The organism is Ruegeria sp. AF3 (assembly GCF_056536285.1).
In genome coordinates this window covers 2,036,504-2,054,772 of the sequence record NZ_JBQFJM010000001.1, presented here as the reverse complement: position 1 = coordinate 2,054,772, position 18,269 = coordinate 2,036,504, and the positions used below count along the sequence as shown (strand labels likewise).

21 protein-coding genes are annotated in these 18,269 nt (G+C 58.0%); 11 read left to right on the top strand and 10 right to left on the bottom strand.

The annotated features are described in order from the left end of the window. Window positions 1-30 precede the first annotated feature (30 nt). The gene (locus ACR3FC_RS10330; RefSeq protein WP_480476876.1) at window positions 31-378 is read left to right on the top strand and encodes a hypothetical protein; all 348 of its coding nucleotides are present in this window, start codon (window positions 31-33) and stop codon (window positions 376-378) included. Window positions 379-381: 3 nt separating this feature from the next. On the opposite strand, the gene ACR3FC_RS10325 is transcribed toward ACR3FC_RS10330, so the two are convergent. The 4 genes from ACR3FC_RS10325 to ACR3FC_RS10310 form a co-directional block, all read right to left on the bottom strand. Next, window positions 382-867, bottom strand: a complete 486-nt coding sequence (locus ACR3FC_RS10325) for a flavodoxin family protein (RefSeq protein WP_480474704.1) — start codon at window positions 865-867, stop codon at window positions 382-384. A gap of 1 nt (window position 868) precedes the next feature. Next, entirely contained in the window at window positions 869-1,339 is a 471-nt protein-coding gene (gene rlmH / locus ACR3FC_RS10320; protein WP_480474703.1) for a 23S rRNA (pseudouridine(1915)-N(3))-methyltransferase RlmH, read from the bottom strand. Between the two features lie 44 nt (window positions 1,340-1,383). Further along, window positions 1,384-1,743: a ribosome silencing factor gene (gene rsfS, locus ACR3FC_RS10315; RefSeq protein ID WP_209599225.1), complete on the bottom strand. Its 360-nt coding sequence runs from the start codon at window positions 1,741-1,743 to the stop codon at window positions 1,384-1,386. A gap of 164 nt (window positions 1,744-1,907) precedes the next feature. After that, on the bottom strand, window positions 1,908-3,260 hold the full coding sequence (locus tag ACR3FC_RS10310) for a mechanosensitive ion channel family protein (RefSeq protein ID WP_480474701.1): 1,353 nt from the start codon (window positions 3,258-3,260) through the stop codon (window positions 1,908-1,910). Between the two features lie 103 nt (window positions 3,261-3,363). Between ACR3FC_RS10310 and ACR3FC_RS10305 the strand changes: the two genes are divergently transcribed. From ACR3FC_RS10305 to leuD, 4 genes are read left to right on the top strand one after another with little or no spacing between them, the layout of a single operon-like run. Further along, entirely contained in the window at window positions 3,364-3,471 is a 108-nt protein-coding gene (locus ACR3FC_RS10305; protein ID WP_209507277.1) for an isopropylmalate isomerase, read from the top strand. 43 nt (window positions 3,472-3,514) lie between these two features. Next, entirely contained in the window at window positions 3,515-4,918 is a 1,404-nt protein-coding gene (gene leuC / locus ACR3FC_RS10300) for a 3-isopropylmalate dehydratase large subunit (protein ID WP_480474700.1), read from the top strand. A gap of 37 nt (window positions 4,919-4,955) precedes the next feature. Beyond that, window positions 4,956-5,498 (top strand): HdeD family acid-resistance protein, encoded by a 543-nt coding sequence (locus tag ACR3FC_RS10295; RefSeq protein WP_209507240.1) that lies wholly within the window; start codon window positions 4,956-4,958, stop codon window positions 5,496-5,498. Between the two features lie 41 nt (window positions 5,499-5,539). Next, window positions 5,540-6,145, top strand: a complete 606-nt coding sequence (gene leuD, locus ACR3FC_RS10290) for a 3-isopropylmalate dehydratase small subunit (RefSeq protein WP_480474698.1) — start codon at window positions 5,540-5,542, stop codon at window positions 6,143-6,145. A gap of 24 nt (window positions 6,146-6,169) precedes the next feature. Here leuD and ACR3FC_RS10285 read toward each other — a convergent pair whose 3' ends face one another. After that, window positions 6,170-6,373, bottom strand: coding sequence for a hypothetical protein (locus ACR3FC_RS10285; protein ID WP_480474697.1), 204 nt, complete (start codon window positions 6,371-6,373; stop codon window positions 6,170-6,172). A gap of 105 nt (window positions 6,374-6,478) precedes the next feature. Between ACR3FC_RS10285 and ACR3FC_RS10280 the strand changes: the two genes are divergently transcribed. After that, window positions 6,479-7,309, top strand: a complete 831-nt coding sequence (locus ACR3FC_RS10280; RefSeq protein ID WP_480474695.1) for a hypothetical protein — start codon at window positions 6,479-6,481, stop codon at window positions 7,307-7,309. Beyond that, on the top strand, window positions 7,306-8,334 hold the full coding sequence (locus ACR3FC_RS10275) for an endonuclease/exonuclease/phosphatase family protein (RefSeq protein ID WP_480474693.1): 1,029 nt from the start codon (window positions 7,306-7,308) through the stop codon (window positions 8,332-8,334). Before ACR3FC_RS10280 ends, ACR3FC_RS10275 begins: the two co-directional genes overlap by 4 nt. On the opposite strand, the gene ACR3FC_RS10270 is transcribed toward ACR3FC_RS10275, so the two are convergent. Further along, on the bottom strand, window positions 8,331-9,233 hold the full coding sequence (locus ACR3FC_RS10270; protein WP_480474692.1) for a Rossmann-fold NAD(P)-binding domain-containing protein: 903 nt from the start codon (window positions 9,231-9,233) through the stop codon (window positions 8,331-8,333). The two genes, ACR3FC_RS10275 and ACR3FC_RS10270, sit on opposite strands and share 4 nt — an antisense overlap. Window positions 9,234-9,317: 84 nt before the next feature. On the opposite strand from ACR3FC_RS10270, the gene ACR3FC_RS10265 reads away from it, so the two are divergent. Continuing rightward, window positions 9,318-10,211, top strand: a complete 894-nt coding sequence (locus ACR3FC_RS10265; RefSeq protein WP_480474690.1) for a LysR family transcriptional regulator — start codon at window positions 9,318-9,320, stop codon at window positions 10,209-10,211. A gap of 3 nt (window positions 10,212-10,214) precedes the next feature. Here the strand turns inward: ACR3FC_RS10265 and ACR3FC_RS10260 are convergent, their stop codons facing one another. Continuing rightward, the gene (locus ACR3FC_RS10260; RefSeq protein ID WP_480474688.1) at window positions 10,215-10,742 is read right to left on the bottom strand and encodes a redoxin domain-containing protein; all 528 of its coding nucleotides are present in this window, start codon (window positions 10,740-10,742) and stop codon (window positions 10,215-10,217) included. A 91-nt stretch (window positions 10,743-10,833) separates the two neighbouring features. Between ACR3FC_RS10260 and leuB the strand changes: the two genes are divergently transcribed. Next, complete coding sequence (leuB, locus tag ACR3FC_RS10255; RefSeq protein WP_209507247.1) at window positions 10,834-11,937, top strand: 3-isopropylmalate dehydrogenase; 1,104 nt, start codon at window positions 10,834-10,836, stop codon at window positions 11,935-11,937. Window positions 11,938-12,007: 70 nt separating this feature from the next. On the opposite strand, the gene ACR3FC_RS10250 is transcribed toward leuB, so the two are convergent. After that, on the bottom strand, window positions 12,008-14,182 hold the full coding sequence (locus tag ACR3FC_RS10250; protein ID WP_480474687.1) for a transglycosylase domain-containing protein: 2,175 nt from the start codon (window positions 14,180-14,182) through the stop codon (window positions 12,008-12,010). Between the two features lie 259 nt (window positions 14,183-14,441). Between ACR3FC_RS10250 and ACR3FC_RS10245 the strand changes: the two genes are divergently transcribed. After that, window positions 14,442-14,780, top strand: a complete 339-nt coding sequence (locus ACR3FC_RS10245; RefSeq protein WP_117871083.1) for a P-II family nitrogen regulator — start codon at window positions 14,442-14,444, stop codon at window positions 14,778-14,780. A 33-nt stretch (window positions 14,781-14,813) separates the two neighbouring features. After that, the gene (locus ACR3FC_RS10240; RefSeq protein WP_480474686.1) at window positions 14,814-16,139 is read left to right on the top strand and encodes an ammonium transporter; all 1,326 of its coding nucleotides are present in this window, start codon (window positions 14,814-14,816) and stop codon (window positions 16,137-16,139) included. Window positions 16,140-16,211: 72 nt separating this feature from the next. On the opposite strand, the gene ACR3FC_RS10235 is transcribed toward ACR3FC_RS10240, so the two are convergent. Together ACR3FC_RS10235 and sseA are read right to left on the bottom strand one after the other, a co-directional pair. Continuing rightward, window positions 16,212-17,396, bottom strand: coding sequence for an amino acid aminotransferase (locus ACR3FC_RS10235; RefSeq protein ID WP_480474685.1), 1,185 nt, complete (start codon window positions 17,394-17,396; stop codon window positions 16,212-16,214). Further along, window positions 17,396-18,250: a 3-mercaptopyruvate sulfurtransferase gene (gene sseA, locus ACR3FC_RS10230; protein ID WP_480474684.1), complete on the bottom strand. Its 855-nt coding sequence runs from the start codon at window positions 18,248-18,250 to the stop codon at window positions 17,396-17,398. The genes ACR3FC_RS10235 and sseA overlap by 1 nt, the downstream gene beginning before the upstream one ends. Window positions 18,251-18,269 lie beyond the last annotated feature (19 nt).

Here is an 18,269-nt window from a genome sequence, read left to right as displayed (position 1 = left end):
ATGCGCTACCTCACTGGCTACACTGGTGCGATGCGATACTTTATTCTCTGTGCCTTAATGGCCAGCCCTGCCCTTGCCGACCCGCCAACAATCGAGCAGGTCCGCACTAGTGCGAACGGCGATACATGGCGGTTCGATGTAACGATCCGGCATTCCGATACGGGTTGGGATCATTACGCCGACGGCTGGCGTGTTCAGGATATGGATGGAAACGAATTGGGAATGCGCGTGCTGGTCCATCCACACGAAACCGAACAACCCTTTACCCGCTCTTTGGGTGGGGTGGTCATTCCAAAAGGCCAGAACCAGGTGCAAATTCAGGCACGGTGCATCGTCGATGGATGGAATGGAGGCACCACGGTTGTCAAACTGGATTGACCCTCAGAAAATACCTATGGCCAGACCCGCACCCAAAGCGGCTCCTGTCTCGCGGCATTGATCCAGCTGGTCTTGCGGGATTGTCTTTTCGGCCAATATGGCCTCGGGCGATTGCGCATGGGTGCAAATGATCAGCGGAGGCTGAACAGCTTTCAATCGCCAACCGGTGGCTATCCGTGCGATCTGACGGGCGGCGTTTTCGCCATCTGATCCTGCGCAAATCATCTGCACATAGGGTCGGCCTTCTAGTCTTCCCAGCACCGGGTAGTAGCAGCGGTCGAAGAATTCCTTCATCAGACCCGAAATTGCCGCCAGATTTTCTGGCGCGCAAAAGATGTAGCCATCGGCAGCCAGCAGATCTTCCGGCCCGGCTTGATTGGCTGGAATAAGCTTTGTGTCAGCCTCACCTCGCGCTGCTTCGGCCGCCGCTTCGGCCATCTGCCGGGCACCGCCTGTGCGAGAGTGATAAACGATCAGAAGCTGCGCCATGTCAGACCCGGTGGTAGGGGCCACCTGACAGAATGGTCGCGGCCCGGTAAAGTTGCTCGGCCAGCATCACACGGACCAGCATATGGGGCCAGACCATCGACCCGAATGAAATGGAAAAATCCGCCTCGGCCCGCAGAACTGGGTCGATTCCATCCGCGCCACCGATAACAAATGCCAGGTCCTGCCGGCCCGCGTCGCGCCAATCACCCAGCTTCTTCGCGAAATCGGGCGAGGACATGACCCGCCCCCGTTCATCCAGCGTGCACAACACTGCCCCTTTGGGTAGGGCCTTGCGCAGCAGCGCGGCCTCGGCTGCCATGCCTGCGTTTTTCTTGTCTTCAACCTCGATCACCTGCGCAGGCCCAAGGCCCAGCGCACGGCCGGTCCGGTCAAATCGTGTCTGGTAATCGTCAAGCAGTGTCTTCTCGGGTCCGGCGCGCAATCGCCCGACCGCAACTATGCTGATACGCATATCTCTCTCGCCTCCGGCCTGTTAATGCAGGCCGGGATGGCGCCTCAGTTCGCCGAGGCGCTGCCGCCCTGAGGCAGCCACATCTTTTCCAGCTGATAGAATTCACGCACTTCGGGGCGGAAGATATGGACGATGACGTCGCCCGTATCGATCAGCACCCAGTCGCCGGTGTCCTTGCCTTCGACCTTCGAGGTGAAACCGAATTCCTGCTTGATGCGATCCGTCAGCTTTTCCGCCATGGCCGAAACCTGACGGGTCGACCGACCCGAGGCAATCACCATGTGATCCGCAACCGATGATTTGCCCTGCAGGTTGATCTGCACGACGTCTTCGGCCTTGTCATCGGAAAGTGAGGAAAGGATTCGTTCAAGCAGCTTGTCGCTGATTGACTGAGAGTGGGCCATTATGTTGACCCCATCATCGGCGGGCAAACCCGCCTGTGTATGTAGAGACAGGACATAGTCCTCCTTTGCTGCGCGCCGTGAAACCCCGGCGCCGGGGTACTAATAAGGTAGCAAGGGGAATGCAACATTTCAATGAATGCACGCTGCAGGGCGTACACAGACGCTTACTCTGTGATGATCTGTTGCGCAGTTGCGCCGTCCGACAACAGCCGGACTTCGCGCTGCGGGAAGGGGATCGAGATACCTTCTTCCTTAAATGCGTCCCAGAGCGCCAGATAGACGTTGCCCCGGATATTGGTCAGCCCCTTTGTCGGGTCGCTGATCCAGAACCTCAGCACATAGTCCACGCTGCTGTCACCAAATCCGGTGATGTGGCAAACCGGTTCATGTTTGCCGCCGCTCAGGACCCGGGCAACCGCCTTCACCGCCCTGATTGCCGTCGCGCGCACTTTATGCGGATCGTCGTCATAGCTGGTACCAAAATCCAGATCCAACCTTACGAACCGGTCGGAATGAGACCAGTTCACCACCTGGTTGGTAATCAGATCTTCGTTTGGGATAAGGTATTCGCGCCCGTCCCGTGTTACGACCGACACGTATCGCGCGCCCAGCGCATTGATCCAACCGAACGTGTCCCCCAACGAGATTACGTCGCCCGGCTTGATCGAGCGGTCCATCAGGATGATGATCCCCGATATCAAGTTCGACACCACTTTTTGCAAACCGAACCCGATACCCACGCCGATGGCGCCAGACAAAAGCGCGATGCCGGTCAGGTCGAACCCCAACGTTCGGATCGCAGCCATAAAGACCGCCCCGTAAAGCAGAACCTGTACGCCTTTTGACAATAGCACCTGCATGGACGGGGTTATGTCGTCATTGCTTTGCAATGCGCGTTCGGCCGCGCGCGTGCCGATACGGGCCAGTGTCAGCAGGATACCAATCAGCAATGTGGCTTTGAGAATACCAAGGGCCGAAATATGCAGATCCCCGATGGAAATCGCCACTCCGTCAAGAAAACCCGCGACGTCATCCGTCAGATTCAGTGCGACTAGCGTTGCGTAGATCCACATTGCCCACTTGAAAATTCGGCGAAGCGTGCGGTTTTGGACCAGCCTCGCGACCAGTGCTATTGCCAGCCATGCCGCCGCCAGCGTAGCTATCACCCCGATGATATAGCTGCGCGACGGCCAGGTGAGCTGCTGCATGATCAGATACAATGCCCACGAAAGCAGGATGAAATAGACCAGCGCCAACCGCCGCATCAACTGTACCAGAACCCGGAGCCGCCATTTCGGCCATCCCGTGCGTGAACGGGCCCAGGCATCCCATCTAGACTGGGTCAGGAATTTCATCAGCAAAGCCAGCGCCCACAGCAACAGGATGATGAGCAGTTGATATTGTCGCCAGCCCGGCGTGACGATCAGATCAAGCAGCTTTGCAAATTGCGCGGAAAAAGCCGCAACCATGTTGTTATAGAGGTCAGTCAGCGTACTTGGGATCAGGTCTTGGTTCATGCACGTCTCCTGCGGGCCAGCTTGAACAGCAATGCGGGGTGATGCAAGCCTGACACCGGTTTTGAACCTTGATTGCCGGAAGGGCGCGGTATATCTGAACCGCATGAGACTCAATGTGGCCCAACTTCAGAATCTGGAAGATCGCGCGCGCTTGCGTGAACGGTTCTTTGGCGCTGCCCGCACGGTTCTGGCGCGCCTATCCGTCGCCTGAGCCAACTCGCCAGCTATTTCTCATTACATACGGGAGAGGACCAATGTCCCCCAAGACACTCTATGACAAGATCTGGGATGCCCATGTCGCGCACGAAGCCGATGATGGAACCTGCCTGCTTTATATCGACCGCCATCTGGTGCACGAAGTCACCAGCCCGCAGGCTTTTGAAGGGCTGCGCATGGCAGGCCGCAAGGTGCGCGCGCCGGAAAAGACCATCGCCGTACCGGACCACAACGTGCCGACCACGCCGGACCGCGTGAACGGGATCGAAAACCCGGAATCGCGCATTCAGGTCGAAGCACTGGACAAGAACGCCAAGGATTTCGGCATTCACTACTACCCGGTGAATGACGTGCGCCAGGGCATTGTCCACATCGTTGGCCCGGAACAGGGCTGGACCCTGCCGGGTATGACCGTTGTCTGCGGCGACAGCCACACAGCGACCCATGGTGCATTCGGCGCGCTGGCTCACGGTATCGGAACGTCTGAGGTTGAGCATGTTCTGGCAACGCAAACGCTGATCCAGAAGAAGTCCAAGAACATGAAGGTGGAAATCACCGGTAAGTTGCAACCGGGCGTGACCGCCAAGGACATTACTCTGGCTGTGATCGGTGAGACCGGCACTGCTGGCGGTACCGGCTATGTCATCGAGTATTGCGGCGAAGCAATCCGTGATCTGTCAATGGAAGGTCGCATGACCGTCTGCAACATGGCAATCGAAGGCGGTGCTCGTGCCGGTCTGATCGCGCCGGATGAAACAACGTTCGACTACGTCAAAGGCCGCCCGCACGCGCCGAAAGGCGCGCAGTGGGAAGCGGCTCTGACATGGTGGAAAACGCTCTTTACTGATGAAGGCGCGCATTTCGACAAGGTCATCACCCTGCGCGGCGAAGACATCGCGCCGGTCGTGACCTGGGGCACCAGCCCCGAGGACGTTCTGCCGATCACCGCAACCGTCCCGAACCCCGAAGATTTCGAAGGTGGCAAAGTCGACGCGGCCCGCCGCTCCATCGAATATATGGGGCTGAAAGCCGGCCAGAAGCTGAGCGAAGTTGAGATCGACACCGTCTTTATCGGCTCGTGCACCAACGGCCGGATCGAGGACCTGCGAGCCGCCGCCGAGATTCTGAAAGGCAAAAAGATCAAGGACGGCATACGCGCCATGGTCGTTCCAGGTTCGGGTCTGGTCCGCGCGCAGGCCGAAGAAGAAGGTCTGGCGGATATCTTCAAAGAAGCCGGTTTCGAGTGGCGTCTGGCAGGATGTTCGATGTGTCTGGCGATGAATCCCGACCAGTTGCAACCGGGTGAACGCTGCGCCGCGACTTCGAACCGCAACTTCGAGGGCCGTCAAGGCCGGGGCGGGCGTACCCACCTGCTGAGCCCGGCAATGGCCGCCGCAGCGGCAATAACAGGACGGCTGACAGACGTCCGTGAAATGATGTAAGCTGCCCTCATAACTGGATATTTGAGGGATTGAAGACATGAGTGACTGGACAAAATGGCTATTGCTTGGACTTCTGTCCATCGTGTTCGGCATTTTTGTGCTGGGCGCGCCGGTCGTGGCATCAATTACCGTGACGGTGGTCACAGGTGTATTGCTGCTGATTTCCGGCGCATTGCAGGTTGTAGGCGGCTTCACAGTCGAAGGGACCGGCAACAAGATACTGTCACTTATCATGGGTGTCGTGATGCTGTTTCTGGGCTGGTCCTTTCTGGATCACCCACTGCAAGGAACGCTGACGCTGGCAACCGTCTGCCTGATCCTGTTCATGGCTGGCGGCATTGCCCGCGTGATCCTGTCGTTCCAGATGCGCGGAACACAGTATTTCTGGGCGACGCTGGTCTCGGGCATCATGTCAATTGTTCTGGCGATCCTGATCTGGCGCTTTGCCGCGATGGATCCTTCGGTGCTGCTGCAATTGCTGGGCATCCTGCTGGGGATCGAGATGATCTTTAACGGGCTCGGCCTTGTCTTCATGGCGTTCTTCGTCAAGGACGCACCAAAAGAAACGAAACAAGCTTAACGCAGGGTCTGGGCGCGGCCCTCTCCCGCAGGAGTGTGAACATGGATAAGTTTGAAAAAGTCCACGGGGTGGCCGCCCCAATGCCGCTGATCAATATCGACACCGATATGATCATCCCGAAAGTGCACCTGAAAACCATCAAACGGTCCGGCCTGGGCATCGTTCTGTTCGACGAGATGCGCTATCACGATGACGGTCAGGAGAATGAAGAATTCGTCCTGAACAAGCCCGCCTATCGCGAGGCCGAGATTCTGGTTGCAGGCGACAACTTCGGCTGTGGGTCCTCGCGCGAACACGCGCCCTGGGCGATCAAGGATTTCGGCATCAAGGTCGTGATCTCGACCAGTTTTGCCGACATCTTCTTCAACAACTGTTTCAAGAACGGCATTCTGCCGATCGTTGTCGGGGCAGAACACCACGCGATCCTGATGGATGATGCGCATAAAGGCGAAAACGCCCGCATGACCGTACATCTGGAAGATCAGCAGATCACCACATCGGACGGCGTCGTGATCGATTTCGAAATCGATCCTCACCGCAAGCACTGCCTGCTGAATGGTCTAGACGATATCGGGCTGACGATGGAAAAAGATCATCACATCGACAAGTTCGAGGATCACGCCAGTCAGGCCCGTCCCTGGGTGTGATTCTGGGGGCGAATCTGTGGATACTCAACCTGACGGGGTCGCCAAGGCGGCCCCGCTCGCATTCTTGGGGTTGATTTTTTGAAAACCACAACATGTGGGTATCAATTTGAGATACACGTCGGATTTGCGTCGAAAATGATGCAATACCGCACCAGTTGCGCCATCTTTTTGCCCGAAATCACGTGTTTTCTGCACCTCGGCTTGAGCAAAATGCCGCTTATCGTTCATGTTGGCGCTAAAGAGGCAACCGTCAACGTCAGACGAAGCGACGGGCACAAGTTGGAAACAAGTCGACAAAGATCGGCTGATCCGGTTTGAAAAAGGGTTCGGATAGTGATTGCGCGCACAACAGGGGCGGCTATACGCGGTATACTTGTTGCACTTATGGTGCTGACACCTGCGTTGTACCTGCCTGTCTCATCTACGAACGGGACCGAGATACTGGTCTTTCTCGCGATCCTCGCGTTTATCCTGACCTTTGCCGAGTACAATTCCGCATTTCCCAGCTTTATCGAATTCCGCGACGCGCCCCCGGTCAATCGCCTTCGGTTTGTCGGCCTGATGTCGATGGTCACCTTTCTGACGCTGATCTGCAAAAACGCCTTTGAACCAACGCAGCTGACCACATTCTCTTATTCGGTTGGCCTGGCTGTCGCAAATGTGGTGGACTTCCCCTATTCTCCGGTGCGCCTCATCGTGCTGATGTTACCCCCGGATGCCAGCCACGCCTTGATCGAACTGGTCCGCATCACGGCCAGCGTGGCTTATGTTGCGGCTTTGGTCACGATTGTCAGCTTTGCCTATGCGGTCAGGGTTCGGGGATGGCCAACCGGCAATGGCGCCTTCAATGTGTGGACTAACTTGCCGCTGTTTGACCCGACCAAAGGGGGTGATGTCGTTACGCGCCTTCAAAGGGATGGCCGCCTGAACATCTGTATCGGCATTCTGCTGCCATTCCTCATTCCGGCGATCATCAAGTTGATGAGCAGTGTGATCGCCCCGATCTCCCTCGGGAATCCACAGACCTTGATCTGGACCATGAGCGCATGGGCCTTCCTGCCCGCCAGCATGATCATGCGCGGCATGGCGACCCTCAGGATCGCGGGTTTGATCATGGAAAAACGCCGCGCCTATTCGACCAGCGAGTCAACACAGACCGCATGATCCGCATCTTGTGTCTGCTATGGCTGCCCTTTGCGGCACAGGCAGAAGTCGTGCGCATTGCCACCTATAATACCGAGCTTAGCAGAAATGGTCCCGGTTTGTTGCTTCGCGACATTCAACGCGATGACGCGCAGGTTCTGGCCGTTGTCGACGTTATTGCGTCGGCGCGCCCTGACATAATCGCCCTTCAGGGTATCGACTGGGATCTGAACAATACCGCTGTAATCGCCCTGATTGGGAAACTGCGCAACGCGGGGCTTGATTATGGATATTACCTTGCCACACAACCCAATGCCGGCCTGGAAACCTCGCTTGATCTGGACGGTGATGGCAAGACCCAAGGCCCCGGCGACGCGCAAGGCTGGGGGCAGTTCACCGGTCAGGGTGGGTTGGCGGTGTTGTCGCGATACGAAATTATCACCGCCGAGATTCAGGATTATTCCGAGCTGTTGTGGCGGAGTTTACCGGGCGCCACCCTGCCTAGAGTAAACGGGCAACCCTTCCCGTCTGACACGGCACATCAGATACAACGCCTGTCTTCGACCGCACACTGGGTTGTACCGATCGAAACCCCTTATGGGCGGCTCAACTTGATGACCTTTCAAGCGACGCCACCCGTTTTCGATGGGCCCGAGGATCGAAATGGCTTGCGCAATCAGGATGAGATCCGGCTCTGGTCCGTTTTACTGAACGGTGAACTGGGGCCAGTCCCCGAAAGTCCCTTTTTGATCGCCGGCGATGCCAACCTTGACCCAACGCGTGGGGAGGGCCGTAAACAGGCCATTCAGTCCCTTCTGGCCCATCCCCGTCTGCAAGACCCGCTGCCGAAAGACCCGTCAGGCTCGACCTCAACGGTCGCATGGAAGGCCACGGGTGAAATGCGCGTGGATTACGTTTTGCCGTCCGCCGACCTGCGCATTTCGGACGCCGGTGTGACGTGGCCGGAAGAAGGCACCAAGCTATACGAATCCGCCCTGCGCGCCAGCAGGCACCGATTGGTCTGGGTTGACGTCACCCTGCCTTAAGGCGTGACCGTCTCTCCGTTCGCATAGGGCAAAGCCACAAGGCTGGGAGAGATCGCAGAACGCAATGCATCATCCAGATCTGTCTGATACACAGATCCCAACAACTCGGTCAGGTACGATCCGTCCAACTGGTGCGGCACCTGCCACAGATACCGCATTTCAATCAGGTGTGAGGACATGCGCCAGAATGGTCGCGCCAGCTGCAATGGCCACCATTGCATAGGCTTCACGAATATGTCCCTTCCAGTCACTCTCGACAAAGACTGCGCGATCTCAGTTCCGGTCAGAGTATAGCCAGCGAAAGGAACATCGCAGAACCGCGGCAGATCCTTTCGGATTTCACACAGCGCGACGGCAGCTTGGGCCAGATCAGGCAGATAGGCCCAGGCGTGCAAAGCTTCTGGATCTCCGGGATACACGAATTGATTGCGCGACAGATGCTTGATCATGACCTGATCGAACCAGTTTCCAGATGCCTCGGTGTCAATGAAATCACCCGCACGCAGAAGGATCGTTCTGACGGTTGAAGCGCGATACGCCTCCTCCATCTCGATCCGGATACGGCCAAGCGGATTGGTGGCCAAGTGCGGTGTAAGGCCGGACCATGGGCCTTGCGTGCCCGGTCCAAAAACGTAGACGTTTCCGGGAACCAGTACGGTGGCTCCGGTCTCGGACGCGGCGTCTATCACACGTCTGGTCAGGTCGGGCATTTCACGCGACCAATCAGGATAGAGCGGGTTCCACCCGTTTACGATGACATCCACCCCTTTTGCCGCCTGGGAAAGAGAACCGGACCCGCGACGGAATGTCTGCACGGCCCAGCCTGCATTCCGAAACGCCTTTGCAGCATTGCGCCCAAACCGGCCCGATGCGCCGAGTATCAGTGCAGTTTGTGTCATTGATGCCTCCTGTTTCAGACCAATCTATCCATTCAATGCACGTATTGAATTGCCGAGAAATGCAGAATGTGTATTCAATTTTGAATGGACAAAGCACTGACACATGCGGATTGGTCTCTGATCCAGAGCTTTCTGGCCGTGGCCGAAACGGGGTCCCTGTCCGCCGCTGCACGGCACCTTGATCGCAGCCAGCCCACATTGGGACGACAAGTACAAAGCCTTGAGACCGAACTGGGCGTATCCTTGTTCGACCGGCACGCGCGCGGCCTGAAACTGAGCGTGGCAGGGTCCCAGCTTTTGCCGATGGCGCAGCAAATGCACAGCGCCATGACTGCATTCAGCCTTGCCGCCGCAGGGCAGTCGCAGCAACTTGAAGGCTCGGTCCGCATCACCGCTTCGGTCTTCGCGTCGCATCACCTGCTGCCACCGATTCTGGCGTATATCCGAAGGCAGGAACCCGCCATTCAACTTGAGCTGGTCGCCACAGACACCACGGAAAACCTGTTATACCGCGAGGCGGATATTGCCGTTCGCATGTATCGCCCGGCGCAGATGGATATCATTTCGCGATATCTGGGGGAGGTGCCGCTATGCTTTTGCGCGGCCAAGTCCTATCTCGACCGTAGGGGACGCCCCAATACACCCGAAGAACTTTTTTCCCACGACCTAGTGGGGTTTGACGCCAATCAGGAAATCATCAAGGCCATGCGCGAAAAAGGGTGGCCCGCAAGCCGCAACAGTTTTGCGACCCGCTGCGATCTGCAAAGCGCCTATTGGGAACTGATCCGCGCGGGATGCGGCATTGGCTTCAGCCAGGTCCAGATGGCCGAAGCCGACCCGGATGTCGAAATCTTGCCGCTGGATGTTGAAATCCCGGTTCTGCCCGTGTGGTTGGCTGCGCCGCAGGCCATGCGCCAGACCCCGCGTATCCGCAGGGTCTGGGATTTGTTGGCAGAAGGGCTCAAAGCCTCTCTTTGAGCGTCAAAGTGGGCCGGTATAAGTTCCACGCGCGGGATAGTTGTTGCCCAAAGTGAACTTCAGACCACCCGCGATATCCGACATCGACGGACGTCCAAAAGGCGTGGTCTGTTGCCACGCAAAATAAAGCGTCCGGTCAGGTGCGATGTAAAAATGTCCGGGTTCCGCAAACAGGTCTGGTTCGGCACTGCCTTCGCGCTTGGTCGAGATGTTCAGCCCCCAACCCTCCCGCGCCTCAGACAGGGGCAGGCTGTGGCCTACGCGCAAGCGGGAAACATTGGCTTTTGCGGCGGTTTCAGCGGCACGTTCGGCGGTATCGGTGGTGATCATGATAATCTCGACACCCAGCGCCGCGAAATCGTCCAGCGCCGCCTCGGCCTCGGTCATCTGTCTGATGCAGATCGGACAATGCAATCCGCGATATTGAATCACCAGCGTTCCGTTTTCGCCCTTGTTGGTCTCAAGGTCGAAACTGCCATGGGCGACGGTTTCAATTTTCAGTGCAGGAACCGGATTTCCAGGTGTCAGCATGTATTTTCCTTGTGTTTTGACAGGTCTGTCTCATTGACCCGATGCTGCGCAGACGCTAGGGCCTGTGCAACAAAACGCAAGGAGACCCTTCATGCCCAACCCCTCGCTCCTCATCCTGCCCGGAGACGGAATTGGCCCAGAAGTTATGGCCGAAGTGCGCAGAATCATCGATTGGTTCGGTGCCAATCGTGGTCTTCAATTTGACGTGAGCGAGGATCTGGTGGGCGGTGCCGCTTATGACGCCCACGGCAAGCCTCTCTCCGATGAGACCATGGCAAAGGCGCAAGAGGTTGACGCGGTTTTGCTGGGCGCTGTCGGCGGTCCGAAATACGACGATCTGGATTTCAGCCTGAAGCCCGAGCGTGGCCTGCTGCGCCTGCGCAAGGAAATGGACCTGTATTCGAACCTGCGCCCCGCGCAGTGTTTTGACGCGCTTGCCGATTTCTCGTCGCTAAAGAAAGACATCGTTGCCGGTCTCGACATCATGATCGTCCGCGAACTGACGTCGGGCGTCTATTTCGGTGAGCCGCGCGGCATCTTCGAGGAAGGCAACGAACGCGTCGGCATCAACACCCAGCGTTACACCGAATCCGAGATCGAACGTGCCGCGCGCTCGGCTTTTGAACTGGCAATGCGCCGCAACAAAAAGCTGTGCTCGATGGAAAAAGCCAACGTGATGGAATCGGGCATCCTGTGGCGCGAAGTCGTCACCCGCGTCGCAGCGGACTACCCCGAAGTTGAGCTGAGCCATATGTACGCCGACAACGGCGCGATGCAGCTTGTGCGCGCTCCGAAACAGTTTGATGTGATCCTGACCGACAACCTGTTCGGTGACATCCTGTCCGACTGCGCCGCGATGCTGACCGGGTCGCTGGGCATGTTGCCTTCGGCCTCTCTTGGCGCGCCGATGGCCAATGGTCGACCCAAGGCAATGTATGAACCCGTCCACGGCTCGGCCCCGGACATCGCGGGTCAGGGCAAAGCCAACCCGATCGCCTGTATCCTGAGCTTTGCCATGGCCCTGCGCTACAGCTTTGATCAGGGCGAAGAAGCGGATCGTCTGGAGGCCGCGATCGAGAAAGTACTGGCCGATGGTGTACGCACCGGCGACCTGCTCGCAGATGAGGGCGTTCAGCCCGTATCAACCACTGAAATGGGCGACGCGATCCTTGCGGCCTTGGATGCCAGCGTCTGAAACACGCAATCAGCGAAATGGCAAAAAGGCGGTGCCCAGTGCACCGCCTTTTTTTCCATCAAAGAAGGCTCTAGTTTCCGCCAAAAATATTCTTCAGCAGATTGTTGATGTCCTCGGCAAAACCTCCGCGCTTTCGACGCGGCTGTGGCTGTGCGACCTGAACCGGCGGTGCTGGTGCCATCATCGGCAAGGGTGTCGGTGTCATCCCTTCGGTGACACGCAGCATGGTTTCTCTCCAGATTTCCGCGGGCAAACCGCCGCCGGTCACACCAGACAGGGGCGTGTTGTCGTCATAGCCCATCCAAACACCGGTTACATAGTCCGCAGTAAACCCGATGAACCACGCATCCCGCGCCGCTTGGGTCGTGCCTGTTTTGCCCGCGACCTGCCAGCCAGGCAACTTTGCCCGTCCACCTGTGCCTTCGGACACTACACGTTCCATCATCCATGTCAGCTGCTTGGCGGCCGCGTCGTTGATCACCCGTTCACCGATACCGGTTGTCGTGACCATGACAGGTGCTTCATCACCCAGCAGCTTCAGCTCGGTCAGGCCATAAGGTTCGACGGCAGAGCCACCGTTCAGAATACCTGCATAAGCCCCCGTCATCTCAATCAGCGTGCTTTCCGACGCGCCCAGCGCCAGGGCAGGCCCTTGCGCCAGATCGCTGGCAATCCCAAAACCACTGGCCACCGTGCGGACGTTATCCAAGCCAGATATCTCAGCAACTTTCACCGCCGGAATGTTCAGCGAGTTCTTCAACGCATCCGCCAGTGACACCCGCCCGTAGTACTTGTTGGTGTAGTTCTTGGGGCACCATTGTCCGGACCCGGGAATGTCCACGCAGTAAGGTTCATCCATCACCGTATCCAGCGGGGAATAGCCGAGTTCCAGCGCGGTGGCATAGACAAAAGGTTTGAAGGACGAACCGGTTTGGCGCTTGGCGATGGTGGCCCTGTTGAACACCCCGGCAACCCGTGTTTCTCGGCCGCCGACCATGGCTCTTACCGCTCCGTCCGCGGACATGACCACGATGGCCGCCTGCGCCTTGGAACCTTCCCGCACCTTTTCCTGAAAGATGAATTGCAAAGCCTCTTCCGCCGATCGCTGAATCCGCTGATCCAAAGTCGTCTGGATTACAACATCTTCGGTTGTGTTGTCGCCAAAATAACTGGGAAGTTCCGAAACAACCCAATCTGCGAAGTAACCGCCCGCTCGGGCAGCTGCCGCTTCAGACAGTTGCGCCGGTCGCGTACGCGCTTCGCTGGCCTGTGCGGCGGTCAGATATCCCTGATCCTCCATCAGACCGATCACCAGCCGCGCCCGATCCTGAGACCGTTGCAGGTTGTTGGTCGGTGCATAGCGTGTAGGCGCAACCAGCAGACCAGCCAGCATCGCGGCCTCTGCGGGCGAAACCTCGGCGGCGGATTTTCCAAAGTAGCGCTGGCTTGCGGCTTCGAACCCACGCGCGCCTGCGCCAAGAAAGGCACGGTTCAGGTAGATCGTCAAAACCTCGTCCTTGGAGTATTTCACCTCCATTGCCAGCGCATAGACGGCTTCCTTAGCCTTGCGCCACAAGGAACCCTGACGGCAGTCGGCCTCATACGCGGCCTCGGAATCCCAATCGCTGGGATCATAGGGAACACCCAGACACAGCAGTTTCGCGGTCTGTTGCGTGATGGTCGACCCGCCATGCCCGGACAGAGGCCCGCGCCCTTCGCTCAGGTTGATGCTGACCGCGCTGGCGACGCCACGCGGGCTGACCCCGAAATGCCGGTAAAATCGCTTGTCTTCAGTTGCGATGACTGCGTTCTTGAGATGCGGAGACACGGTATCGGCCGTGATCACGCCACCAAACTGATCGCCACGCCAGGCAAAGACCTTGCCGTCACGATCCAGCAAGGTCACGGAACCCCGCGCGCGCCCATCCAGCAAGGCATCGACATCCGGCAACGTGGCGTAAACGATACCCACCGCCAGCGCGAGCAGCATGGCCGAAATCGCACCGACACGCCAGGTCAATTCCCAGATCAACCGCCAGATCCATCGGAACAAACGGCGAAAGATACCACCGCCTTTACCCCCTGATGACTTGCGGGTTTTCCTGCGCGTGGTTTTGCGCGTGGTCGGTTTGCGCACCGTCGATTTCTTGCCCGCCGTGCTTTTGGTCGCAGCCAGTTTTCGGCCCTTCGAAGGGTACCGTTTATCCGCGACCAATGTCGGCTTGCGGCGCTTGGACTCAGTCATGCTCAAACTCTGCCCGGTTATACTTTTTGGTCACCATACCTCGACAACCGCAGTATGTAGAGGTCCGAATTTCCGGAATTTCCCCTCTCTATAGCGCTCATTTATTGGGCACAATGCCCAAGTTGTGCAAAAAATGTGCAACTTTACATTACTTCCCGGCAGGTTTTGACCCCGAAAGCGTTTCTTACTGCGTCGCGGCGCGCTTTTTTTCTGCAGGTGCAAACAAGCCGGTCCCACCGGACAACCAGAGGGGAAAGACGTGAAACTGATCATTGCGACAATCAAGCCGTTCAAGCTGGAGGAGGTGCGCGAAGCTCTGACCGAGGCTGGCGTGCGCGGCATGATGGTAACCGAGATCAAGGGCTTCGGCTCGCAGTCCGGTCACACCGAAATCTATCGTGGGGCCGAATATGCGGTGAACTTCGTGCCCAAAATCAAGCTTGAGATCGTGGTGCCTGCGACAATGGCCGACCAGATCGTCGAGACCATCACCAAAACCGCCAAGACCGGCAAGATCGGTGACGGCAAGATTTTTGTCCTCGATGTCGAACAGGCGCTGCGTGTGCGTACCGGGGAAACCAACGAGGACGCGCTGTAAGCGCGCCCATTCACAATCATTCGAGGACTGACAATGAACCTGATGAAATCTCTCATCCCTGCCGCCGCCATTGTTGCGCTGCCGCAGATGGGTCTTGCGCAAGAGGCCGCTGCAACCGGCGAAGCGGCACAGCACACCCAGTATATCTTTACCACGCTGCTGTTTCTGATGGCGGGCTTTCTTGTTTTCTTCATGGCCGCAGGTTTTGCCATGCTGGAAGGCGGTCTGGTACGATCCAAGAACGTTGCCATGCAGATGATCAAGAACGTAGCATTGTTTTCATTTGCCGCAATCATGTACTGGCTGATCGGGTTCAATCTGATGTATCCCGGCGACGGCTGGTCCATCACGGGCTGGCTTGGCCCGTTCTTCTCGACCACAACGCTTGATGCGGTTGGTGTTGCGCCGGCGGATGCGGCACTGGACTATGCTTCGGTCGGTTCGGACTTCTTCTTCCAGCTTGTGTTCGTGGCCGCGACTGCGTCCATCGTGTCGGGCGCCGTGGCGGAACGGATCAAGCTTTGGCCCTTTCTGATCTTCGTCATCGTGCTGACAGGCATCATGTACCCGATTTCCGGTTCGTGGAAATGGGGTGGCGGCTGGTTGGATGCCAAGGGCTTCTCGGACTTTGCCGGTTCGACCATCGTACACTCGGTCGGTGGCTGGGCTGCGCTGGCAGGGGCCCTTATCTTAGGCCCGCGGATCGGCAAGTACAAAGATGGCAAAGTTCACCCAATGCCCGGCTCTAACCTGGCGCTGGCAACACTGGGGACGTTCATCCTGTGGCTGGGCTGGTTCGGGTTCAACGGCGGCTCGCAACTGGCGATGGGAACAGTGGGCGATGTATCGGACGTGTCACGCATCTTCGCCAACACCAACATGGCGGCTGCTTCGGGCTCGGTTGCAGCGCTGGTCCTGACCCAGGTTCTGTACAAGAAGCCCGACCTGACGATGGTGCTGAACGGCGCACTGGCGGGTCTGGTCTCGATCACGGCCGAACCGCTGGCCCCGACCCTGTTCGGTGCCCTGTGGATCGGTGCCGTGGGTGGTATCATCGTGGTCTTCGCGGTCCCGATGCTGGACAAGTTCAAGATCGATGATGTTGTCGGTGCCATCCCGGTTCACCTGTTCTGTGGCATCTGGGGTACCATCGCCGTCGTCTTCTACGGTGACGCGAGTCTGGGCGCGCAGCTACTGGGCATCGCCGCATACGGCGTTTTCACCTTTGTCGGCGCACTGTTCCTGTGGACGATACTGAAATCCACCGTCGGCATCCGTGTCAGCGAAGAGGATGAGATCAACGGCCTCGACATGGCTGAACTGGGAATGGAAGCATATCCCGAATTCTCGAAAGGCTAAGCCTTGCCTTCACCTGACAAAAAAACCCGGGCGTTCGCGCCCGGGTTTTCGTTTCGAATGTCGCGTCGGCATCTAAACCCCGACATCCACAATTGCTTTGGCCAAAATCGGCACAGTCACTGCGTTCAGCCCGGCAATGTTCAGTCGACTGTCACCGACCATGTAGATACCGTGTTCAACGCGCAGTTTCTCGACCAGTTCCGGTGCCGCCCCAAGGCGTGAGAACATGCCGCGGTGCTGGGCGATGAACCCAAACCGGTCGGATCCGGCCAGACGCTGCAACTCGTCAGCCAGTTGCTGGCGCAGGCCCAGCATGGAGAGGCGAACCTCTTCCAGCTCAGTTGCCCAGTCTGCCCGCAACGCCTCATCCATAAGAATGGTCGTCACCACGCGCGCGCCGTGGTCCGGCGGGAAGGAGTAGTTCTGGCGATTCAAAAACGCCAGCGTGGCCTGATTCAATGCGGTTTCAGCCGCGTTGTCACTGACGGCCATCAGCAACCCGGTGCGCTCACGATAGACGCCGAAATTCTTCGAACATGACGCCGCAATCAGGCATTCCTTGACCGATGAGGCCACCAGCCGCACGCCTTGCGCATCCTCTTCCAGACCGTCACCGAAACCCTGATAGGCAATGTCGATCATCGCAACGAGGCCCAGCGCATTGATCAGGTTCACGACCTCCTGCCATTGCACCATGTTCAGATTGGCACCGGTCGGATTATGGCAGCAGCCATGCAGCAAAACCACGTCACCCGCTTTGGCGGTTTTCAGGTCTGCGATCAGCCCGTCGAAATCGACGCCCCGGGTCTCTTCATCGAAGTAACGATACTGAACCGTTTCCATCCCCAGATAATTCAGGATCGACAGGTGGTTGGGCCAGGTCGGGTTCGACACAAACACGCGTGCCGAAGAGTTCGCCATCCGGATCAACTCGAACGCCTGACGGCAGGCACCGGTGCCTCCGGGTGTCGCCACTGCGGCGATGTTGCCGCGTGGCACAGAAGTACCCAAGATCAATCCGATCATCGCATCCGCATAGGCCGGATCACCGGCCAGACCGGTATAGGCCTTGGTTTCCTGCTCTTCCCAGATACGCTGTTCGGCGGCTTTCACCGCGCGCATCACCGGCGTCACGCCTTCGGCATTCTTGTAGACACCAACACCCAGATCGATTTTCTGATCGCGCGGGTCTTCGCGGTACATCTGCATCAGCGCCAGAATCTTGTCGGCAGGCTGCGGTTTCAGGTTCTCGAACATCAGTTCTCTCCGGTTGCGACGGGCAGGGTCGGGAAGGCACCCCATTCAGCCCAGGAGCCGTCATAAAGCGAGTGGTCTTTCTTGCCCATGCGTTCCAACGCAAGGCTGAGAATCGCGGCCGTGACGCCCGAACCGCAAGAGGTGATCGCCGGCTTCGACAGATCGACGCCTGCAGCCTCGAATATGGCGCGGCAGTCCTCGGGCGACTTCATTGTTCCGCTGGCGTTCAACAACTGCCCAAAGGGCACATTGCGCGAGCCCGGAATATGGCCCGAACGCAGCCCTTCGCGCGGCTCGGGTGCGGTTCCGGCAAATCGGTCGGCCGAGCGGGCATCGATGATTTCGTGATCCGCCAGCTTGGCGGCGGAGGAAACTTGCGTGACGTCCCGGACAAGTTGGTTTTGCACGCGAACGGTCATGTGGCGGTCGCGAATGACCGGAGGCAGATCCTCGATCTCGCGCCCCTCGGCCTGCCATTTTGGCAAACCCCCATCCAGAACCGCGATGTTTTCCTGACCCATCAGACGGAACAGCCACCAAACGCGCGCTGCGGACATCAGCCCGGCACCATCATAAACCACAACCTGATGACCATCACCGACACCCATGGCCCGCAGGCGTGACATGAATTTTTCGACCGGTGGCGCCATATGAGGCAAGTCGGAACGGTGGTCTGATATCTCATCAATATCAAAGAACCGTGCTCCGGGGATATGCCCGGCATCATATTCGGCCTTGGCATCACGGTTTTGCGCCGGCAAATACCACGACCCGTCCAGAATCCGCAGATCCGGGTCTTTCATATGCGCGGCCAGCCATTCGGTGGATACGAGGGTTTTTGGATCGTCCTGCATCAAAGCCTCCCCTAAGCGA